Origin of the sequence: uncultured Granulicatella sp., from assembly GCF_963516875.1 — a bacterium.
In the GTDB taxonomy this organism is placed as follows: Bacteria; Bacillota; Bacilli; order Lactobacillales; family Aerococcaceae; genus Granulicatella.
Genome location: NZ_CAUQCL010000002.1, coordinates 1 through 16,867, shown reverse-complemented (window position 1 = coordinate 16,867; position 16,867 = coordinate 1). Strand labels below are relative to the sequence as shown.

Sequence of the window (16,867 nt, the reverse complement as noted above, 5' to 3'; positions counted from 1 at the left end):
TTAAATTCCTTTCTTGTTTTTCTGTTCAACTGCTTTTTCTAATGCTTTCCATGCTAAGGTTGCACATTTTATACGTGCTGGGAATTTAGAAACTCCACTTAGTAAGGCAGCATCTTCTAATCGATCTTCATTCACACTTTTTCCTTGCACTAATTTTGAGAAATCTTCTGCTAATTCCAAAGCTTCTGGTAAAGTTTTTCCTTCTAAAATAACACACATCATACTGGCACTTGCCATACTTATGGAACAACCTTGTCCATCAAATCGAGCACTTGTAATATGACCATCGTCTGATAATTCTAATTGTAACTGTAATACATCGCCACAAGTCGGATTATTTAACTCGATAACTTCAGCTATTTTTTCAGTTTGAATTCCTTTATGACGAGGAAAATTCGAATGGTCTAAAATCACTTGGCGATATAATTGATCTAATTTAGATAAAGCCATCTGAGAAAAACTCCTTTACTTTTTGTAATGCTTCTATGAAAAATTCAGCTTCTTCCATTGTATTATAAATATAAAAACTAATACGGGCAGTTGAAGAAACGCATAAATCTCTCATTAATGGTTGCGCACAATGATGTCCTGCACGAATTGCGATTCCTTCCATATCTAAGGCAGTTGCTAAATCGTGAGGGTGAACGCCATCCATTGTAAATGAAATAACGCCACTTCTTCTTGAAACATCCGTTGGACCATGAACGGTCACACCTTCCATTTGTGTTAATTTGTCATAAACATACGCTACTAATTGTTGTTCATGGGCATGAATCTGATCCATACCAATTTGTTCTAAATAATCAATCGCTGCTCCTAGTGCTATTCCACCGGCAATATTAGGCGTGCCTGCTTCGAATTTCCATGGAAGTTCATTCCATGTACTTTCTGTATCATACACGAAATCAATCATTTCCCCACCAAATTCAATGGGTTGCATTTCTTCTAATAGTGCTTGCTTCCCATATAAGACACCAATACCTGTTGGAGCTAACATTTTATGGCCACTAAACGCATAAAAATCACAATCTAAGTCTTGTACATCGATTTTCATATGCGGTGCTGCTTGAGCTCCATCAACAACTAATACTCCTCCAACTTCATGGACGATTTGTGCTAATTCTTTAATTGGCTGAATGGTTCCTAACACATTAGAAGCATGTGCAATTGAGACAATTTTTACTTGATGAGTTAACACTTCTTTTGTAGCTTGTACATCTAGTTCCCCTTCCTCGGTTAATGGAAGGAATTTTAAACTAGCTCCTGTTTGAAGTGCTAATTGTTGCCATGGAACAAAATTAGAATGATGCTCCGTTTTACTAATCCAAATCTCGTCTCCTTCATGCAGGCGATATTTGGCAAAACCTTGCGCAACCCAATTGATTCCAGTCGTTGTCCCTCTTGTAAACAATACTTCCTTTATAGAAGAAGCATTGATAAATGTTTGCACTTTTTGACGACTCGCTTCATAGGCATCTGTTGCTAGTTGAGCGAGTGTATGCACGCCACGATGAATATTGGCATTATAATTGTGATAATACTCTTCGATACAACGAATCACACTTTCAGGCTTTTGCGTTGTAGCAGCATTATCCAAATACACTAATGGTTCATCATTAACGGTTCTATTTAAAATTGGAAAATCTTTTCGAATGTCATTACTATTCATCATTTTTCGCCAACTTTTGATCAATCATTTCTACTAATTCTTTTTGCGTATTTTGTGCTGGAATGGCACTAATAACAGAACCTAAGAATCCACGGATTACTAAACGTTTCGCTTCTGCTTGACTAATTCCACGGCTTGTTAAGTAGAATAATTGTTCATCATCTACTTGTCCCACACTTGCCGCATGTCCTGCTGTTACTTCATTTTCATCAATTAATAAAATTGGGTTCGCATCTCCACGTCCACCTTCAGAAAGCATTAATACACGGCTTTCTTGTTGTGCATCTGCGAATTTTGCTCCTTTAATAATATGTCCAATTCCGTTAAATGTTAACGTTGATTTATCAAGAATAACTCCATGTTGTAAAATATGTCCCACGGAGTGGTTTGCATAGTTTGTCACTCTTGTATCAATTCCTTGAACTTGTTTACCAGTTGAAATAGCAACCACATTTACTTTTGCAGTAGAACCTGCTCCACGTAATTCACTATCGAAGTCTGCGATTACATTTCCGTCATTCATGATCCCTAATGCCCATTCAATAGTTGCATCTTTTTCTAAATAACCACGACGATTCATGTATGCATCCGTTGGTTGACCTAATGTATCAACCGCTGCAAAATGAACTTTTGCTCCTTCTTTAGCAATCACTTCCACAATGATATTCGCAGTATTTTTACGGTCTCCAATACTTTCGAAACGTTCCACATAAGATAGTGAACTATTTTCTTCAGCAACAATTAATACGTGTTTTACGAATGCTTCGTCTACTGTATTATTTTGTACAAAATGAGATTCAATAATATCTTCTACTACAACATTTTTAGGAACATAAATGAAAATTCCTGAATTAACCATTGCTGCATGATACGCTGTTAAGCTATCTTCATCCACTGGTACAGCTTTTGTCATATAGTATGGTTTCACTAATTCTGGATATTGTTGTAATGCTTCAAATAAATCCATTACTAATACATCTTGCATAGCTGTTTCAACATTCATCTCTTCCCAGTAAGAAACTGCTCCTAATTGAACAATTTTTGCACTTCCTACTGCACTTGGAATGTCTTTTTCTAATTCTGTAATGAGTGAGTTTGCTTCTCCAATTTCACTTTGGAATAAATTCCAGCGATGGAATTTTACACGCTCAATAAATGGTAATGGTAATTGTTTCGCTAATTCCAATGCTTTTAAACGAATGTCTAAAAACCAATCTGGTTCATTCTTTAGAAGTGAGAATGAAGTCAGTTGTTCTGGTGTTACGGTTAATTTCTCTGCCATTCTCTTTCTCCTATTCTTGATGTTCTAAAGAAATTCCTAATTCTTCACTAATTCCTTTATATCCTTCTGCTTCTAGACGTTTTGCTAATGCAGCATCTCCTGTCATTACAACACGTCCATCCATCATAATATGAACAACATCTGGTTCAATATAGTTTAATAAACGTTGATAGTGAGTAATAATTAATGATCCAAAGTTTTCCCCACGCATGGCATTCACACCACGAGAAACAACTTTAAGCGCATCAATATCTAACCCTGAGTCAATTTCATCTAAAATAGCAAAACTTGGTTCAATCATCATTAATTGAAGAATTTCATTACGTTTCTTTTCTCCACCAGAGAATCCTTCATTTAAGTAACGTTCTGCCATTTCTTCTGGCATATCTAAAATCGCCATTTTTTCATCTAATTTTTTGATGAACTCACGAACACCCATTTTATTGTCTTCATCACGACGAGCATTGATAGCTGAACGCATAAATTCTGCATTTGTTACTCCAGCAATTTCACTTGGATATTGCATTGCTAAAAACAGACCTGCACGAGCACGTTCATCTACTTCCATTTCAAGAACGTTTTCTCCATCTAATAAGATTTCACCTTCTGTTACTTCATAACTTGGATGTCCCATAATCGCTGCAGAAAGAGTTGATTTTCCTGTTCCGTTAGGTCCCATAACTGCATGGATTTCTCCAGTATTGATGGTTAAATTAACACCTTTTAAAATTTCTTTATCTTCAATTGACACATGTAAATTTTTAATTTCTAATGTTGCCATTATTAAGCCCCTTTCAAAATAAATCCTCAATGATATAACAGAATTTTTTATCTGTCACATTAAGAATATTTTATCCTAAATAAGAACGATTATCAAAAGATAACGTTTCGAATTCATATCTTCTATTGTAAGTTTTTCACTTATTTTCATATAAAAAACTTTTCATTTTCATGAAAATGGAGTATCATATAAACTACTTACAATGCGAAAGGGGAAAAATAGATGCAACAATATCCTTTAATAGGAATTTCAGGGAATCATCGTCAAGATAACACTGAACATGATACCTATGTCCTATCATATGCACCTAACGGATTTGTTACTGGATTAGAAAGAGCAAAAGCCATTCCAGTAATCTTACCGATTGTTTCTCAAGAAACAGCTCACGAATATATTTCACGAGTTGACGCATTAGTTTTATCAGGAGGGCAAGATGTTTCACCTCTTTTATATGGAGAAGAACCTCATATTAACTTAGGAAGAACTTATCCAGTAAGAGATGCGTATGAACTTGCGCTAATTGAAGAAGCTTATCGTCAACGTAAACCAATTCTTGCCATCTGTAGAGGAATTCAAATTTTAAATGTTGCCTTTGGAGGTACTTTATATCAAGACATTCAATCGCAATATCCAGAATCAACGATTTTACATGTTCAAAAAACAATGCCTTCTACTGCTACTCATACGATTGACATTGCAGAAGGCAGTGAATTATCTAAAATTTTTGGAACGAAGACCGCAATTAATTCGTATCATCATCAAGCAATTAAAGAGCTTGCTCCAAACTTCAAAGCGGTTGCTTGGAGTGCGGATGGTTTAATCGAAGCTTTTGAATCGAATGAAGAAGGACCATATGTTCTAGCTTTACAAGGACATCCAGAAACAATGGTGAACGATTACGAAGGAATGCAAGAATTGTTTAACCATTTTGTACGTTACGTTAAGGAGAAAAGACTTTTCTAACATGTAGTATTTAGGACGCAAGCAGCCTCGCAAAAGCGAGTCTCATTGCTAAACTTCGAGCCTAGGTCTCGAAGTTACCTACAATAAAAGCCACTTTAAGTGGCTTTTATTGTTCATACTACATTGAAAAGTCTTTTCTCTTTTTTTGCAATTTCTAATACCAAAATAAGAAAAAATAGACTTTTCTGCGTAACAAAAGTTAATCGTCCTTTTTGCTACTCAAAAGAAAAGTCTATTTCTGGAGATTCTTAAATCTTCTTGAATTTCGCAATAAACCCTAATACTGGGCTTAATGTTTTTGTGAAGTTTCCGACTGGTTGAACGAGTCTGCCACCAAATTGACGTTTGAAGTTAAAGTTTCCTTCATTTTGGTTCGCTTGATTCGTTTCAATCGTTCCATAAAAATTATAATACTTAAATCCATTGTCTTTTGCATATTTCATCATTTCCCAGTTCAATAAGCTTGAACCACCAAAGTTTAAATATTCTTCATGAGAACCACCAAATACTGAAATTACTTCATCCCCATAACACATAAATAAATATCCTGATAAAGCTAACATTGGATTATGAATGTCTAATGCTTCAAAAGTTTTCTTACGTTTTTGATAACTCGCTAATTGATCTTTTGCATCCGTAATCAATCCACGTGTTTTCTTCACATGTTTTCCTTCCGCTTCACGGACTGCTAATTCTTTTTCCAACTCTTCCACTCGATTCGTGAAGAATTCAATTCTTTCATGATAATAAGCTTTATAAGCATTTACATCTAAGAAGGCAACCATGTATTTTACTTTATCTTGGAAAGCTTCTTTCATTTGTTGGAAATAGCTGAAATCTTGTACACGGAATCCTTTTCGGATAGAAGTCTCACTTAAAATAGAATAGAAAATTTCTAAATCTTCTAATTCTAATTCGCGAATCGTAATATGAGATTCTACTGCTTTACGTAAGTCACGTTTTAATGAATTCGAATAATCTTTATAAATCGCTTCGCTATCTTCATATTCTGATAAATCTTTTCTGAATAATTGTCCCATGACTGCTCGACCATCTAAATCTAAGAAACGGTCATATCCAGCTTTTTCAAAATTTTCTAATAATTCTGGATAACGGCACTCTTCTACAACTTCTAATGATTCATTAATGACTTTATTCATCATATATGGATTCATTTCTACTCTGGAAATGCCTTGTTCTTTTAAGAAGGCTTCTAAACTTTCTAACATTTGAGGAAGTTGTGCAATTTTATCTTCTTCAAATAATGGACCTTGAATCATAACGGCTTCTTTAAAAAATCTAAAACGTCTACGGATTCCTACTAAACCTTGCGCAATCCATTCGTCTCCTTCTGTCCAAGCAATAAAGAAAACTTCTTCAAATACACTACGTTGCTCATGAACTTCTGCCATCTGTCTTGTTTGTAAAAAGTTAGCACTCTTAAAACTTTCTTGATGTTGTTCAAAAACTTCTGCTGTAATGAATTGTACTTGCATGCTAGTTCCCACACCCTTCTTTCTTCTCACAAACGATTGGTAAATCTTTGTCTAATAAATTCGCAAATGCTGCTTCATCCACTTCTTCTAATGTATAAATCCAGTTTACTGCTGTATCTACTTGGTTTAACATTTCAGGATTGTCTTCTAATTCTGTATGCCAAGCAACTACTTTCCCTGATAATGGACTGAAAAATTCTGTAACAGCTTTTGCTGCTTCAACACTCATAAATGAATCTTCTGTTGTTAAAGTTTCTTGGTTAAATAATTCTACAAAACTAACATCTCCAATATCATCTTGACCTTTTGGAGAAATCCCTACTGTATAACGATTTCCCTCTTGTTTAATCCATAATCCATTTTCACTATATTTAATCATTTGATTCACCTTTCAATAATTGTTCGTATTGTTCTTCTTTAAACCCAAAGAACACTGCATTGTCACTGACTAATAATGGACGTTTAATTAACATTCCATCACTGGCTAATAACTCCATCGCTTTAGAAGTTTCCATTGTTTTAATGACATCTTTTAATCCCAATTTACGATATAATTCTCCACTCGTGTTGAATACTTTTGTTAGTGGTAATCCACTTCTTTCAACTAGGAGTTGTAATTCTTCTGAAGTTGGTTGTTCTTCACGAATATCTTTTACTTCATATGAAATATTATTTAGTTCTAACCATTTTAAGGCTTTCTTACAAGTTGTACATTTTGGATGGCTATAAATTAACATGTTCTTTCTCTCCCTATGCTCTTGCTTTTATAAATTCTTCTGATAATTGTTGCTGTTGTCTTGATTCTTGGTTAAATGGATCCTCATCTTCTCCGAAAATATTACTCTTGAAATGATATCTCATTGACATCATTAACCCAATTCCCATCATATTTCCTAATAGAGAAGATCCCCCTTGCGAAATGAATGGCAATGGAATCCCCGTTAATGGTAATAGTCCAATCGTCATTCCGATATTTTCTACAACGTGGAATAAAATCATCATAATAACTCCCGTTGCAATATAAGAATAAAACTCATTTTTTGTATCAAAACATACACGAATCATTTGATAAATTAAAATGAAATACACGGTAATTAAGAATGTTCCGCCTAGGAATCCGAAGTTTTCACCGATTGTCGCAAAAATTAAGTCTGACTCACGAACGGGAACGTACACTTCTGAGTGTCCATATCCTTTACCGAACATTTTTCCTGAACCAATTGCTTTCAAGCTTTGGAACAATTGGAATCCTGCTCCACCTTGGTCACGGTAAGGATCTAACCATGAATCAATACGTCCGAATTGATAATTTTTGAATCCGATATTTAATAATAATTGTCGGTTGTACACTACTAAGTAAATTAATAATGAACCGATTAAAACAGCTGTTAAAATTAATGGTAGTAAGATTTTCCAACTAATTCCTGACATAATCATGACGCCGCCTAGAATCATTAAGAATACTAATGTTGTTCCTAAGTCGTTTTGTAGGATAACGAGTAGTAAGGCTGGTAATGAAATGGCGATTAATTTGGCAAATAGATACCAGTCTGTACTTCTTGTACGGTACTTCGTTAGTCGGTTATGGTCGGTCGCTACTTTTGCCAGCATCAGGATGTAAAATATTTTTACGATTTCCGATGGTTGGAAGGAGAAGCTGGCGATTCTGAACCAACTTTTTGCACCGGTTGCGGCTGCGGTTCCTCTGTCGTAGAAGAATAGGACGGCTACTAGGAGTAAGAGTCCTATAATGTAACTCAGGGTGGTTAGTTTCCATAGTTGTTCTGAGTCAAATTGCATGATAACGATAATAGCGATTGTGCCAACTACGTACCAAGCAAATTGCATGAAGACGGTTCTAAGGGATCCGTGTGCTACTTGGATATAGGTGGTTGATAGTAATGTAGCTATGCTGATTAATGCTAGTAATAAGACGGGTAGGATGATTCCGTAATCGATGCGGGAATCTTGTTCGTCGTACATAATTTTCCTTTTCATTGGTAACTCCTTTTCTGTTAATCTATCTAATGTATGAGTTCTATATTCTGATGGAATATAACGTTCTTATTGTAACATAGAAACGAACAGAAATGCTAATTCAATCGTACTCTTTATTCTTTTTTAGAAAATCTCGTGAATAGAAACAGAAAATAATTTTCATTGTAGCCGGACGCCAGCAAACCCTTCGGGTTTCATGGCTAAAAATTGAGCCTAAGGTCTCAATTTTTCCTAATCATATAAACCACTCTCTTGTGGTTTATATGATTGCTACGATGAAAATTTTTTCTGTTCCTATTCACTCTCCTTGATGTGAGGGGCGTTTAAGTCTTAATTTTACTGCTACGGTAAAAATGTTTTTTCTTTCTATTCACTCTCCTTGATGTGGGAAGCGGTTGTAATGGTTCTTCAACTGAAAAAATTGTTCATTGTAACCGGACGCCAGTAGCCCCTTTGGGTCTCTTGGCTAAAAATTGAGCCTAGGGTCTCAATTTTTCCTAATAAAATAAGCCACTACTCTGTGGCTTATTTTATTGCTACGATGAAAATTTTTTCTGTTTCTGAACACAATCCTTTATTCGATAAACTTTAAATACAAAAAACGACAAGTGTCGTTGGGATACTTGTCGTTTTTATTTCATAATTTAACTAAATTATTTGCCTTCAGCTAATACACGTTCTTGTTCTACTGCAGCTTGTCCTAAGATGTTTAAGTAGTTCCATGGACGGTCGAATACTGGTTGGAAGAAGAAGTCTACGTATGCTAAGTCTTCGATTGTCATTTTGTTTTGGATTGCTAATGACAATGTGTTTGCAGAAGCTGTACAGTCGTATTTAGACATTACTTGTCCACCCACGATACGGTTTGTACCTACTTCGTAAACTAATTTCATGTAGATTTTTTCGTATGTTGGCATGAATTCTGGACGGTGGTTATCTACCACGTATACAGAACGTACATCTAAACCAAAGTGAGGTGCGCTACCTACGTTTACACCTGTTGAACCAATATTCCATCCGAATAAGTGTAATCCTGATGTAGATTGTGTTCCACGGTATTTAACTTTGTGTCCGTTAATGTTTTTACCAACTAAAGCACCCATACGTACAGCGTTTGTTGCTAATGGAATGTATGCATGTCCATCGTTAGGGTTGTAGTTAACAGCACAGCTATCTCCAGCTGCGAATACATCTTTAGCAGATGTTTCCATGTAATCGTTAACGATGATAGCACCGTTAGGCATTGTTTCTAATTGGTCTTTTACTAAGTCGTTGTTTGGACGGAAACCTACACATAAGATAACCATGTCAGCTTCGTATTCGCCACCTGAAGTTACAACTTTCTTAACAACTCCGTTTTCGCCTTCGAATGATTTAACCATTTCGTTTAAGCGAACTTGTACACCACGTTCACGTAAGTCTTCTTCTAAGATATCAGTGAATTCTGGGTCTAAGTATTTGTTTAAGATACGGTCTAATCCGTCAACTAATGTTACTTCTTTACCTTCTAAAGCAAATGCTTCTACTAATTCGATACCAATGTATCCCCCACCAACAACAACGATTTTTTTCTTGTCGTTTTTCTTAGCAAAGATTTCTTTAGCTTGGTTATAGTTTTTACATAATTGAACGTTTTCTAATTCACGTCCTGGAATTGGAGGAAGAATTGGCCAAGAACCAGTTGTTAAAACTAATTTATTAAAAGTTTCTGTTTTTTCTTCTCCTGATTTTAAATCTTTAACCGTTAAAGATTTACCAGCTGTATCGATGCTTGTTACATCGTGTTCCATATGAACTTCTGCTCCTAATGAAGCTAATTCTTCTGGACTAGAATAGAATAAGCCTTGAGGGTCTTTAACAACTCCTCCTACGTATAACGCAATACCGCATGATAAGAATGATACATTGTCATTTCTTTCATATACTACGACTTGTGCGCCTGGGTTATCATTTAAAATTGTTTTTACTGCAGCAGTACCCGCATGAGTACATCCAACTACTACAACTTTCATTTATGTTAGCCTCCTAATATTTCATAATAAATAAGAATGATTCTCATCTACAAGTGATATCGTATACAATTTTTCAATTAAATGCAAACGTTTTGCTTGATTTTTTAATAATTTTTTTATTTTAAATCTTTACTTTAAACTATTTCATTTTATATGCTCTTTTTTTATTACGGTAAATTATGTTACAAAATATATTCAGCGAGTAAGCGTTCAAAACTTCGGATATTAATATCTCTCTTCAGTTGAATCTTAATATTCCCCGCTCTTGTCCACAATTCTACTTCTGAAGTGAAATCTAACATCCCTGCATTTTCAGTAGACCACATATGAACAGAACTATAGGGTAAAGAATAAATCTCCACCTTACTTCCCGTTAATCCCTGAACATCCTTCACAATTAATCGCTTATTGGTAAAAATCGCCACATCACGAACGGTTCTAAATGCTCGTTCTGCAACTTCACCATTAATTAATAATTCCTGAACATCATACGGCACTGGAATTTCTTGATAAAATATCCAACTTAAATTAGTCATCCTTTTAGTTCTCCATTCCTAAAGCAATTCTTTCTACAATAGATGTCACTAGCGCATTTCCCATAAAGCTATCTTCTAAATAAATCTCCACAGAAATCAATTAATCTATCAAAGTTATCACGTTTTTTTAACTCTAAAATATATTTTTCTAAAATACTTTGAGTATACATTTTTATTTCTAAAAAATATCCTCTATTTCATAATCTAAAGTTTTATAACAATAAAAAGTGTACATACAAGAAAATTAAATACTTCTTCTTCAGTAAAACTGTCTTCTTTTTTCTGATTTTTTTTTAATTTTATCAATCTATTTTTTTATAACACTAACCATATCCCTACTCCTTCTCATATTAATCTGGATTTATCAACAAATTAATACTATTTACAAAAAATTTTTTAATGCTCTACATTAAATTTCCAAAAATTATGGTATATCGTCATTATAACCTAAAATTTTAGTATTAAATCATAATTTTTTCACAAAACAAACTCTATGATTTCATCAAATTCATCATTCAATAATTGCATCTCATCTGTGTTCATATATTTTTGATACATCATGTCGAGTGCTTCTTGATTAGTGATGTCTTTTTCGATACTGATTAATGCTGTTACGAACGTTTTGTAATCTTTTTGCATCATTTCTTCAAGCATTTGTTTTGTTTCTAAAAATTCCATTTTCCTTCTCCCCCTCTTATCATTCCGTACTCATAGTATAGCATTAAACCTTTTAGAATTCTCATTTTTTCTTCACACCTCATTCCTCATCACACCTTCTCCCAATCCCCATCCATTGTCAATATATTATAAATGTCTTATAATAAATTAAATTCAAAAAAGGAGGTTCTTTATGAAATTTTATTCATATGAATATGTATTAAGTCAAATCAGTCAGCAAGATTGGGTAATGGTTATTATTTCTACAGTATTGATTTTTGTCACTGCATTTTTTGCTTTTAAAGCTTATCAAGATAAACGTGGTAGTAAATTTCGTGAATTATCCATTATTTCAATTTTAGCTTTAGTAGCGGTTGTTTTAATTAGTATTTCTAATTTTCAAAGCAATCAATCTACGAACAATCAATTCCGTAATTCTTTACATTTTATTGAAATTGTTTCAAAAGAATTAGCGGTGGATAAAGAAAAGATTTATGTCAACACTTCTGCTACAACTGATGGTGCAATTATTAAGGTTGGCGATCAATTCTATCGTGCTTTAAATGGCTCTAACAAGGATAGTTATTTATTAGAAAAAATGGAATTATATAAATCAGATGTTGAACTTGTGGAGGTTAAAAAATAATGAGCTTTTTTATTACAATTGCGATTAAGTTGGCATTAGGTCTTATTTCTTTAGTATTTGTTATTAATGTAACTGGTAAAGGAAATTTAGCACCAAGTTCTGCAGTAGACCAAGTACAAAACTTTGTTCTCGGGGGAATTCTTGGTGGGATTATTTACAATAGTTCGATTTCAATTCTTCAGTATGTTGTTATTTTAATTATTTGGACTATTTTAATTTTACTATTGAAATGGTTGAATACGAATGTTTCAATGATTAAACATTTAATTGATGGTAAACCTGTGATAATTATCAAAAATGGAAAGTTAGATCCAGAAGCTTGTCGTTCAAAAGGTTTATCTGCTGCAGATGTGGCACTTAAATTACGTTCTCAAGGTGTATTCCAATTAAAAGATGTTAAACGAGCTGTGATTGAACAAAATGGTCAATTCATTATCGTTAGATTTGGGGATGAAAATCCTAAATATCCAATTATTACGGACGGTGTAGTTCAAACAGAAATTTTAGACACGATCGGTAAGTCTGAAGAATGGTTAATGGAAGAATTACAAAAAGAAGGCTATGATAATGTAGCTGATATCTTCATTGCTGAATATGACAAAGGTCAGATAAATGTTGTAACTTATTAATATTTTGATGAATGCTCAGTAAATTTGCTGAGCATTTAATTTGCTTATGTAAATTAGAATATATATACTTTAGTTACTATCTAGTTTAATGATGATTACTCTTCTTTGAATTAGGTATAATCTAATAAATGGAGGTAATCTCATGTCAGCAGAAGAAAAATTAAATCAAGTTGCTGGTTCTATCAAAGAAGGTTTTGGTAAATTAACTGGCGACAAAAAACTTGAATCTGAAGGCGCTACTGAACAAGTAGTTTCTAAAGTAAAAGAAGTTGCTGAAGACGCTAAAGATGCTGTTGAAGGTGCTATTGAAGGTGTTAAAAACATCCTTAAAAAAGATTAATAACGATTAAATCTTATAAATTAAAACACGCTCAATTTAAAACTGAGCGTGTTTTTTTGTTTTACTTTAAATCATTAAAATACGAGATAAATATCATTAATACAAAAAAAGGAATGAAGCACCTAAATAGCACCTAATTCCTTTTCTAATTTTTTCGCTTCAACTACGAACTATAAACTCTTATATTCTACTTCTAATCCTTTTTGAACAGCAGGTCTATTCTCGATTCGTTTTGCCCATTCCACTAAGTTTGTGTAGCTAGATGCATCTAAAAATTCTGCTGAATTTTGGTATAGTTTATCTAATACTAATTGTCCATACCAAGACCAAATCGCAATATCCGCAATTGTATACTCTTCTCCTGCAATATAAGGTTTCGTTGCTAATTCTTTATCTAGTAAATCTAATTGACGTTTTGTTTCCATTGTAAAACGATTGATGGCATATTCAATTTTTTCAGGAGCATAATTGAAGAAATGTCCAAATCCTCCACCGACAAATGGTGCAGATCCAGCTTGCCAAAATAGCCAGTTTAATACTTCTGTACGTTTTTCAATTTCTTTCGGAATAAACTGTTCAAATTTCTCAGCAAGGTATAATAAGATATTCGCTGATTCAAAGATTCTAATATCGTTTGCACTAGATTGATCTAATAATGTAGGAATTTTTGAGTTTGGATTCACTTCTACAAAACCAGTTCCGAACTGTTCGCCGTCCATAATTGAGATTTTATATAAGTCATAGTCTGCTTCTTTTATTCCTAATACTAATAATTCTTCTAATAAAATCGTCACTTTTACACCATTTGGAGTTCCTAGAGAATATAATTGGAAAGGTTTCTCTCCTTTTGGTAATACTTGTTCAAATCGTGCGCCTGCAGTTGGGCGGTTAATTCCTGAGAATTTTCCTTGATTACTGTCTGCTGCACTCCACACACGTGGTAATTCATAATTTGTCATATTATTCTCCTTTAATTTTACTGTTCTAATGATAAATGTAAAATTTCATAAATATTTGTACCTTCCATTTGTTCTGGAAGTTCTTCAAAGAAATAATATTCCTTACATTGCCATTTTTCTGGATTATAAACTAATAATTGACTCGTACTATTGTTAAAGGTACTTGAGAAACTTAATCGTTCCATTTGAGTTGCTTCTGAGATTTCTCTTGTTATTTCTAAACAATAACGACTGCTATTAAAGTTTTCCTTTTTCTCAAATGCTAATGGAATTGCTGTAGAAATAGTTTGCCATCCAAATGACTTCAGAATATTATCATAAAATCCATCCCATATAAATTGATTCATTCCTACTGAATCTTTCCATAAATATAATGGAGCATATTCTTTTTTGATGTCATTTTTACTATTTTCTAAAGAGATAAGATACGCCTTAAAGAGTAAATCTTTAAAACCATCCATTTTATGTCCATTTTCTCGAACTCGTTCTCTAATGATGTTCATGTCAAACGAATCTGGTAATTTTATTTTATATTGCATTGATATCATATTAATTTTCCTTTCTAAAAAAGACTTTTATCTGTAGTATACTTATTCCCACATCAAAAAGTCTCAATTTATGCTTATTTCAAATTATTCGCTCTTTGATTCATTTCATCTGCAGCTCGATTTAAGCCACGGCTTTGGTATTCATAAGCTGCTCTTTCGTAACGATCAATATCTTGTTGTCTTCTACGTTCTGCATCTTGCTCACTCGCGAGTCTAGCTTGTTCAGCATTGAAAGCATCATTGTTATTAACAGATGGAGTTGAATAATCTCCACCTCCACTATAACTACCTGAACCTGATCCAAATTCATTGAAAAGAATACCTAGCGCAATCGCTATTACAACAATTGTAAAGACAATGGCTAAAGCGACTTGTAATAAAAATGTAGATAGTAAAATTAACGCTGCACTTAATAATGTTTTCAAAATAAATCCTTTACGAATTAAATGGATTTTAAAGTAATCAAGAATCAATACACTCACTGGTGCAAAAACTAATCCAATTTTATGGAAATTTAACCACCCTAAAATAGAATTATCAGGTGCTGAAGGTAATTGAGCACTTTGGAATCCTGTAAGAGAGTTCGTAGTTACAACAGGTGCTTGTGTTTGATTATATCCAAGATACATTGTAATGGCTGCAATGATTGTATACACAGCAATTGTAATGATTTTTTGTTTAGGTGTTAATTGTAAGAAATTTTTAAACATCTTTATACCTCACTTTTTAAACTAACTTTTATTTTACAAGATAATAGATTTCTAGTAAATAATTATGAATACTTATAGAATATCCCCGACAATATCATCTGTTACTCCTAATAAAGTCCGTAAATTATTATCCGTTAGAGAAAATCTCCTTGTATGACTTAATCTCTTTTTGCATGTAAAAAATCCTGTCGGTGATTTCTCACCAACAGGATTTGTCTAACATTCACTTTTACTTCCAGTTTAAATGAGCATTTAAGCCAAAGTGATCACTCACTTGAGGACTATTGTTACCGTCAAAAACGACATGTAAATTTTCTACCTCTAACTCTTTAGTCGTAAAAACATAGTCAATGCGAAGTGGTTCTGTATTTCCCTTCCATCCATCAATTTCTAGTGGAACAGTATAGCTACCACTTTTCTCTTTAGCAACTTCAAATGCATCTTGTAAGCCTAATGGACTAGCTAAAATAGCTTGGTAACCTTCTTGACCTGCTGGGTTGTTAAAATCTCCCGCTAACAAAAGAGGCTTGTTCAAAGTTTTCAAGACAGTTTCAAATCTTGCCCATTCTTCTTGGAAACCTTTATCCCACCAAGAAAGGTGCACACTAGCAACTGCCAGTTCCTTACCATCCACTACCGTTTCAGCTAAGGCTACTCGACGAGTATGGTAGTCTGTTGAATCATCTACGTCTGAGACCAAAACTTCTCTGGCTTCGATTGGTGTTTTTGATAAGATCGCTACACCTTCATGGTAACGATCATAACCAATATGATTATAGGACCAAGTCCAGTAATAATTTCTGCCGCTTTCAGCTAATTTTTCCACCAAAAATCTTACATAGTGATCTTTATGAATCGGTTCTGCTGACGGCAAAGCTTTATAAAAGTTATCGACTTTTACTTCTGGAGAAGTGATTTCCTGATTGACTTCTTGAAAACAAATCAAATCATAATTCTTATCAAGAATATCTTGAAGTAAAAGATTGAATTTTTCTTCTGCTTCTTTCTCCATCCAGCTATGAGTATTCAGTGTTAAAAATTTCATATTTTTCTCCTAAAACAAGAGGTTGGAAAATAGCTTCCAACCTCAAGACTATTATAATTCTACTTTAGCAACTACTGTTTTAGCTGCATGAGAACCTGTTTGTTCTAAATTAACTGATTTAATCGCATCAGCATTTGTGAAGACAACGATTGTTGAAGTTTCACGTCCTGCTTCACGAATAGCATCCAAGTCAGCTGTGACAAGTAAATCACCTGCTGCAACTTTTTGTCCTTCAGTAACATGAACAGTAAATGGTTTTCCTTCAAGACTTACTGTGTCTAACCCAATGTGAACAAGTACTTCAAGACCTGCTTCAGTTACAATACCAAGAGCATGTTTTGTAGGGAAGACACTTGATACAGTACCTGAAACTGGAGATACAATATTTCCATTTTCTGGTTCCACTGCAAAACCATCACCCATCATTTTTTGAGAAAATACTGGATCTTTTACTTGTTCTAATGCAATTACTTCACCATCTGCTACTGAGTAAACTTCCTCAGTTAAATCTTTGTATTGAACAGCGTTTTGTTGCACTTCAGTCATTTGACTTGGAAGAGTTTCAGGAATGATTTCACCTGAATCAAGGATATCTT

20 protein-coding genes are annotated in these 16,867 nt (G+C 33.8%); 4 read left to right on the top strand and 16 right to left on the bottom strand.

The genetic code is table 11. The features are described 5' to 3' along the window. The 4 genes from sufU to sufC are packed head-to-tail and all read right to left on the bottom strand — an operon-like array spanning position 1 to position 3,732. Positions 1–450, bottom strand: a complete 450-nt coding sequence (gene sufU, locus RWM24_RS00950) for a Fe-S cluster assembly sulfur transfer protein SufU (protein ID WP_314110708.1) — start codon at positions 448–450, stop codon at positions 1–3. Next, positions 437–1,672, bottom strand: coding sequence for a cysteine desulfurase (locus RWM24_RS00945; protein ID WP_314110706.1), 1,236 nt, complete (start codon positions 1,670–1,672; stop codon positions 437–439). Before RWM24_RS00945 ends, sufU begins: the two co-directional genes overlap by 14 nt. Continuing rightward, on the bottom strand, positions 1,662–2,951 hold the full coding sequence (sufD, locus tag RWM24_RS00940) for a Fe-S cluster assembly protein SufD (RefSeq protein ID WP_314110704.1): 1,290 nt from the start codon (positions 2,949–2,951) through the stop codon (positions 1,662–1,664). The genes RWM24_RS00945 and sufD overlap by 11 nt, the downstream gene beginning before the upstream one ends. 10 nt (positions 2,952–2,961) lie before the next feature. Continuing rightward, complete coding sequence (gene sufC / locus RWM24_RS00935; RefSeq protein ID WP_006702912.1) at positions 2,962–3,732, bottom strand: Fe-S cluster assembly ATPase SufC; 771 nt, start codon at positions 3,730–3,732, stop codon at positions 2,962–2,964. Between the two features lie 222 nt (positions 3,733–3,954). Between sufC and RWM24_RS00930 the strand changes: the two genes are divergently transcribed. Continuing rightward, a complete protein-coding gene (locus RWM24_RS00930; RefSeq protein ID WP_314110702.1) occupies positions 3,955–4,695 on the top strand; it encodes a gamma-glutamyl-gamma-aminobutyrate hydrolase family protein in 741 nt (246 codons plus the stop codon). A gap of 248 nt (positions 4,696–4,943) precedes the next feature. Here the strand turns inward: RWM24_RS00930 and RWM24_RS00925 are convergent, their stop codons facing one another. From RWM24_RS00925 to RWM24_RS00895, 7 genes are all read right to left on the bottom strand, one after another. Further along, a complete protein-coding gene (locus tag RWM24_RS00925; RefSeq protein ID WP_314110700.1) occupies positions 4,944–6,191 on the bottom strand; it encodes a peptidoglycan bridge formation glycyltransferase FemA/FemB family protein in 1,248 nt (415 codons plus the stop codon). Position 6,192: 1 nt separating this feature from the next. After that, positions 6,193–6,570, bottom strand: a complete 378-nt coding sequence (locus RWM24_RS00920; RefSeq protein WP_314110698.1) for a glycine cleavage system protein H — start codon at positions 6,568–6,570, stop codon at positions 6,193–6,195. Beyond that, entirely contained in the window at positions 6,563–6,928 is a 366-nt protein-coding gene (locus RWM24_RS00915; RefSeq protein ID WP_314110696.1) for an arsenate reductase family protein, read from the bottom strand. The genes RWM24_RS00920 and RWM24_RS00915 overlap by 8 nt, the downstream gene beginning before the upstream one ends. A gap of 13 nt (positions 6,929–6,941) precedes the next feature. Next, positions 6,942–8,174, bottom strand: a complete 1,233-nt coding sequence (locus RWM24_RS00910; RefSeq protein ID WP_314110936.1) for an FtsW/RodA/SpoVE family cell cycle protein — start codon at positions 8,172–8,174, stop codon at positions 6,942–6,944. A gap of 668 nt (positions 8,175–8,842) precedes the next feature. Then, complete coding sequence (locus RWM24_RS00905; protein ID WP_314110694.1) at positions 8,843–10,201, bottom strand: FAD-dependent oxidoreductase; 1,359 nt, start codon at positions 10,199–10,201, stop codon at positions 8,843–8,845. Between the two features lie 182 nt (positions 10,202–10,383). Then, a complete protein-coding gene (locus RWM24_RS00900) occupies positions 10,384–10,737 on the bottom strand; it encodes a PH domain-containing protein (RefSeq protein WP_314110692.1) in 354 nt (117 codons plus the stop codon). A 477-nt stretch (positions 10,738–11,214) separates the two neighbouring features. After that, positions 11,215–11,415 (bottom strand): hypothetical protein, encoded by a 201-nt coding sequence (locus tag RWM24_RS00895; protein ID WP_314110690.1) that lies wholly within the window; start codon positions 11,413–11,415, stop codon positions 11,215–11,217. A gap of 172 nt (positions 11,416–11,587) precedes the next feature. Between RWM24_RS00895 and RWM24_RS00890 the strand changes: the two genes are divergently transcribed. The 3 genes from RWM24_RS00890 (at position 11,588) to RWM24_RS00880 (ending at position 13,009) form a co-directional block, all read left to right on the top strand. Continuing rightward, positions 11,588–12,040 carry a DUF3290 family protein gene (locus RWM24_RS00890; RefSeq protein ID WP_314110689.1) on the top strand — a complete coding sequence of 151 codons (453 nt, stop codon included), beginning with the start codon at positions 11,588–11,590 and terminating at the stop codon, positions 12,038–12,040. Continuing rightward, a complete protein-coding gene (locus RWM24_RS00885) occupies positions 12,040–12,669 on the top strand; it encodes a DUF421 domain-containing protein (protein ID WP_399539152.1) in 630 nt (209 codons plus the stop codon). Before RWM24_RS00890 ends, RWM24_RS00885 begins: the two co-directional genes overlap by 1 nt. Before the next feature lie 142 nt (positions 12,670–12,811). After that, entirely contained in the window at positions 12,812–13,009 is a 198-nt protein-coding gene (locus RWM24_RS00880) for a CsbD family protein (RefSeq protein ID WP_314110688.1), read from the top strand. A 170-nt stretch (positions 13,010–13,179) separates the two neighbouring features. Here the strand turns inward: RWM24_RS00880 and yghU are convergent, their stop codons facing one another. From yghU to RWM24_RS00855, 5 genes are all read right to left on the bottom strand, one after another. Further along, positions 13,180–13,968 (bottom strand): glutathione-dependent disulfide-bond oxidoreductase, encoded by a 789-nt coding sequence (yghU, locus tag RWM24_RS00875; RefSeq protein WP_314110686.1) that lies wholly within the window; start codon positions 13,966–13,968, stop codon positions 13,180–13,182. Between the two features lie 17 nt (positions 13,969–13,985). Next, positions 13,986–14,516, bottom strand: a complete 531-nt coding sequence (locus RWM24_RS00870; RefSeq protein ID WP_314110684.1) for a DUF4865 family protein — start codon at positions 14,514–14,516, stop codon at positions 13,986–13,988. A 74-nt stretch (positions 14,517–14,590) separates the two neighbouring features. Next, positions 14,591–15,226 carry a hypothetical protein gene (locus RWM24_RS00865; RefSeq protein WP_314110682.1) on the bottom strand — a complete coding sequence of 212 codons (636 nt, stop codon included), beginning with the start codon at positions 15,224–15,226 and terminating at the stop codon, positions 14,591–14,593. A gap of 229 nt (positions 15,227–15,455) precedes the next feature. Continuing rightward, positions 15,456–16,271 carry an endonuclease/exonuclease/phosphatase family protein gene (locus tag RWM24_RS00860; protein WP_314110680.1) on the bottom strand — a complete coding sequence of 272 codons (816 nt, stop codon included), beginning with the start codon at positions 16,269–16,271 and terminating at the stop codon, positions 15,456–15,458. A gap of 51 nt (positions 16,272–16,322) precedes the next feature. Next, positions 16,323–16,867: PTS glucose transporter subunit IIA (locus RWM24_RS00855; RefSeq protein WP_314110678.1), on the bottom strand; the 545-nt coding region annotated here is incomplete at its 5' end.

What these genes read in the sequence shown, in the direction of transcription:
- sufU (WP_314110708.1), bottom strand. Translation starts at nt 450, where the DNA reads ATGGCTTTATCTAAATTAGATCAATTATATCGCCAAGTGATTTTAGAC.
- RWM24_RS00945 (WP_314110706.1), bottom strand. Translation starts at nt 1,672, where the DNA reads ATGATGAATAGTAATGACATTCGAAAAGATTTTCCAATTTTAAATAGA.
- sufD (WP_314110704.1), bottom strand. Translation starts at nt 2,951, where the DNA reads ATGGCAGAGAAATTAACCGTAACACCAGAACAACTGACTTCATTCTCA.
- sufC (WP_006702912.1), bottom strand. Translation starts at nt 3,732, where the DNA reads ATGGCAACATTAGAAATTAAAAATTTACATGTGTCAATTGAAGATAAA.
- RWM24_RS00930 (WP_314110702.1), top strand. Translation starts at nt 3,955, where the DNA reads ATGCAACAATATCCTTTAATAGGAATTTCAGGGAATCATCGTCAAGAT.
- RWM24_RS00925 (WP_314110700.1), bottom strand. Translation starts at nt 6,191, where the DNA reads ATGCAAGTACAATTCATTACAGCAGAAGTTTTTGAACAACATCAAGAA.
- RWM24_RS00920 (WP_314110698.1), bottom strand. Translation starts at nt 6,570, where the DNA reads ATGATTAAATATAGTGAAAATGGATTATGGATTAAACAAGAGGGAAAT.
- RWM24_RS00915 (WP_314110696.1), bottom strand. Translation starts at nt 6,928, where the DNA reads ATGTTAATTTATAGCCATCCAAAATGTACAACTTGTAAGAAAGCCTTA.
- RWM24_RS00910 (WP_314110936.1), bottom strand. Translation starts at nt 8,174, where the DNA reads ATGTACGACGAACAAGATTCCCGCATCGATTACGGAATCATCCTACCC.
- RWM24_RS00905 (WP_314110694.1), bottom strand. Translation starts at nt 10,201, where the DNA reads ATGAAAGTTGTAGTAGTTGGATGTACTCATGCGGGTACTGCTGCAGTA.
- RWM24_RS00900 (WP_314110692.1), bottom strand. Translation starts at nt 10,737, where the DNA reads ATGACTAATTTAAGTTGGATATTTTATCAAGAAATTCCAGTGCCGTAT.
- RWM24_RS00895 (WP_314110690.1), bottom strand. Translation starts at nt 11,415, where the DNA reads ATGGAATTTTTAGAAACAAAACAAATGCTTGAAGAAATGATGCAAAAA.
- RWM24_RS00890 (WP_314110689.1), top strand. Translation starts at nt 11,588, where the DNA reads ATGAAATTTTATTCATATGAATATGTATTAAGTCAAATCAGTCAGCAA.
- RWM24_RS00885 (WP_399539152.1), top strand. Translation starts at nt 12,040, where the DNA reads ATGAGCTTTTTTATTACAATTGCGATTAAGTTGGCATTAGGTCTTATT.
- RWM24_RS00880 (WP_314110688.1), top strand. Translation starts at nt 12,812, where the DNA reads ATGTCAGCAGAAGAAAAATTAAATCAAGTTGCTGGTTCTATCAAAGAA.
- yghU (WP_314110686.1), bottom strand. Translation starts at nt 13,968, where the DNA reads ATGACAAATTATGAATTACCACGTGTGTGGAGTGCAGCAGACAGTAAT.
- RWM24_RS00870 (WP_314110684.1), bottom strand. Translation starts at nt 14,516, where the DNA reads ATGATATCAATGCAATATAAAATAAAATTACCAGATTCGTTTGACATG.
- RWM24_RS00865 (WP_314110682.1), bottom strand. Translation starts at nt 15,226, where the DNA reads ATGTTTAAAAATTTCTTACAATTAACACCTAAACAAAAAATCATTACA.
- RWM24_RS00860 (WP_314110680.1), bottom strand. Translation starts at nt 16,271, where the DNA reads ATGAAATTTTTAACACTGAATACTCATAGCTGGATGGAGAAAGAAGCA.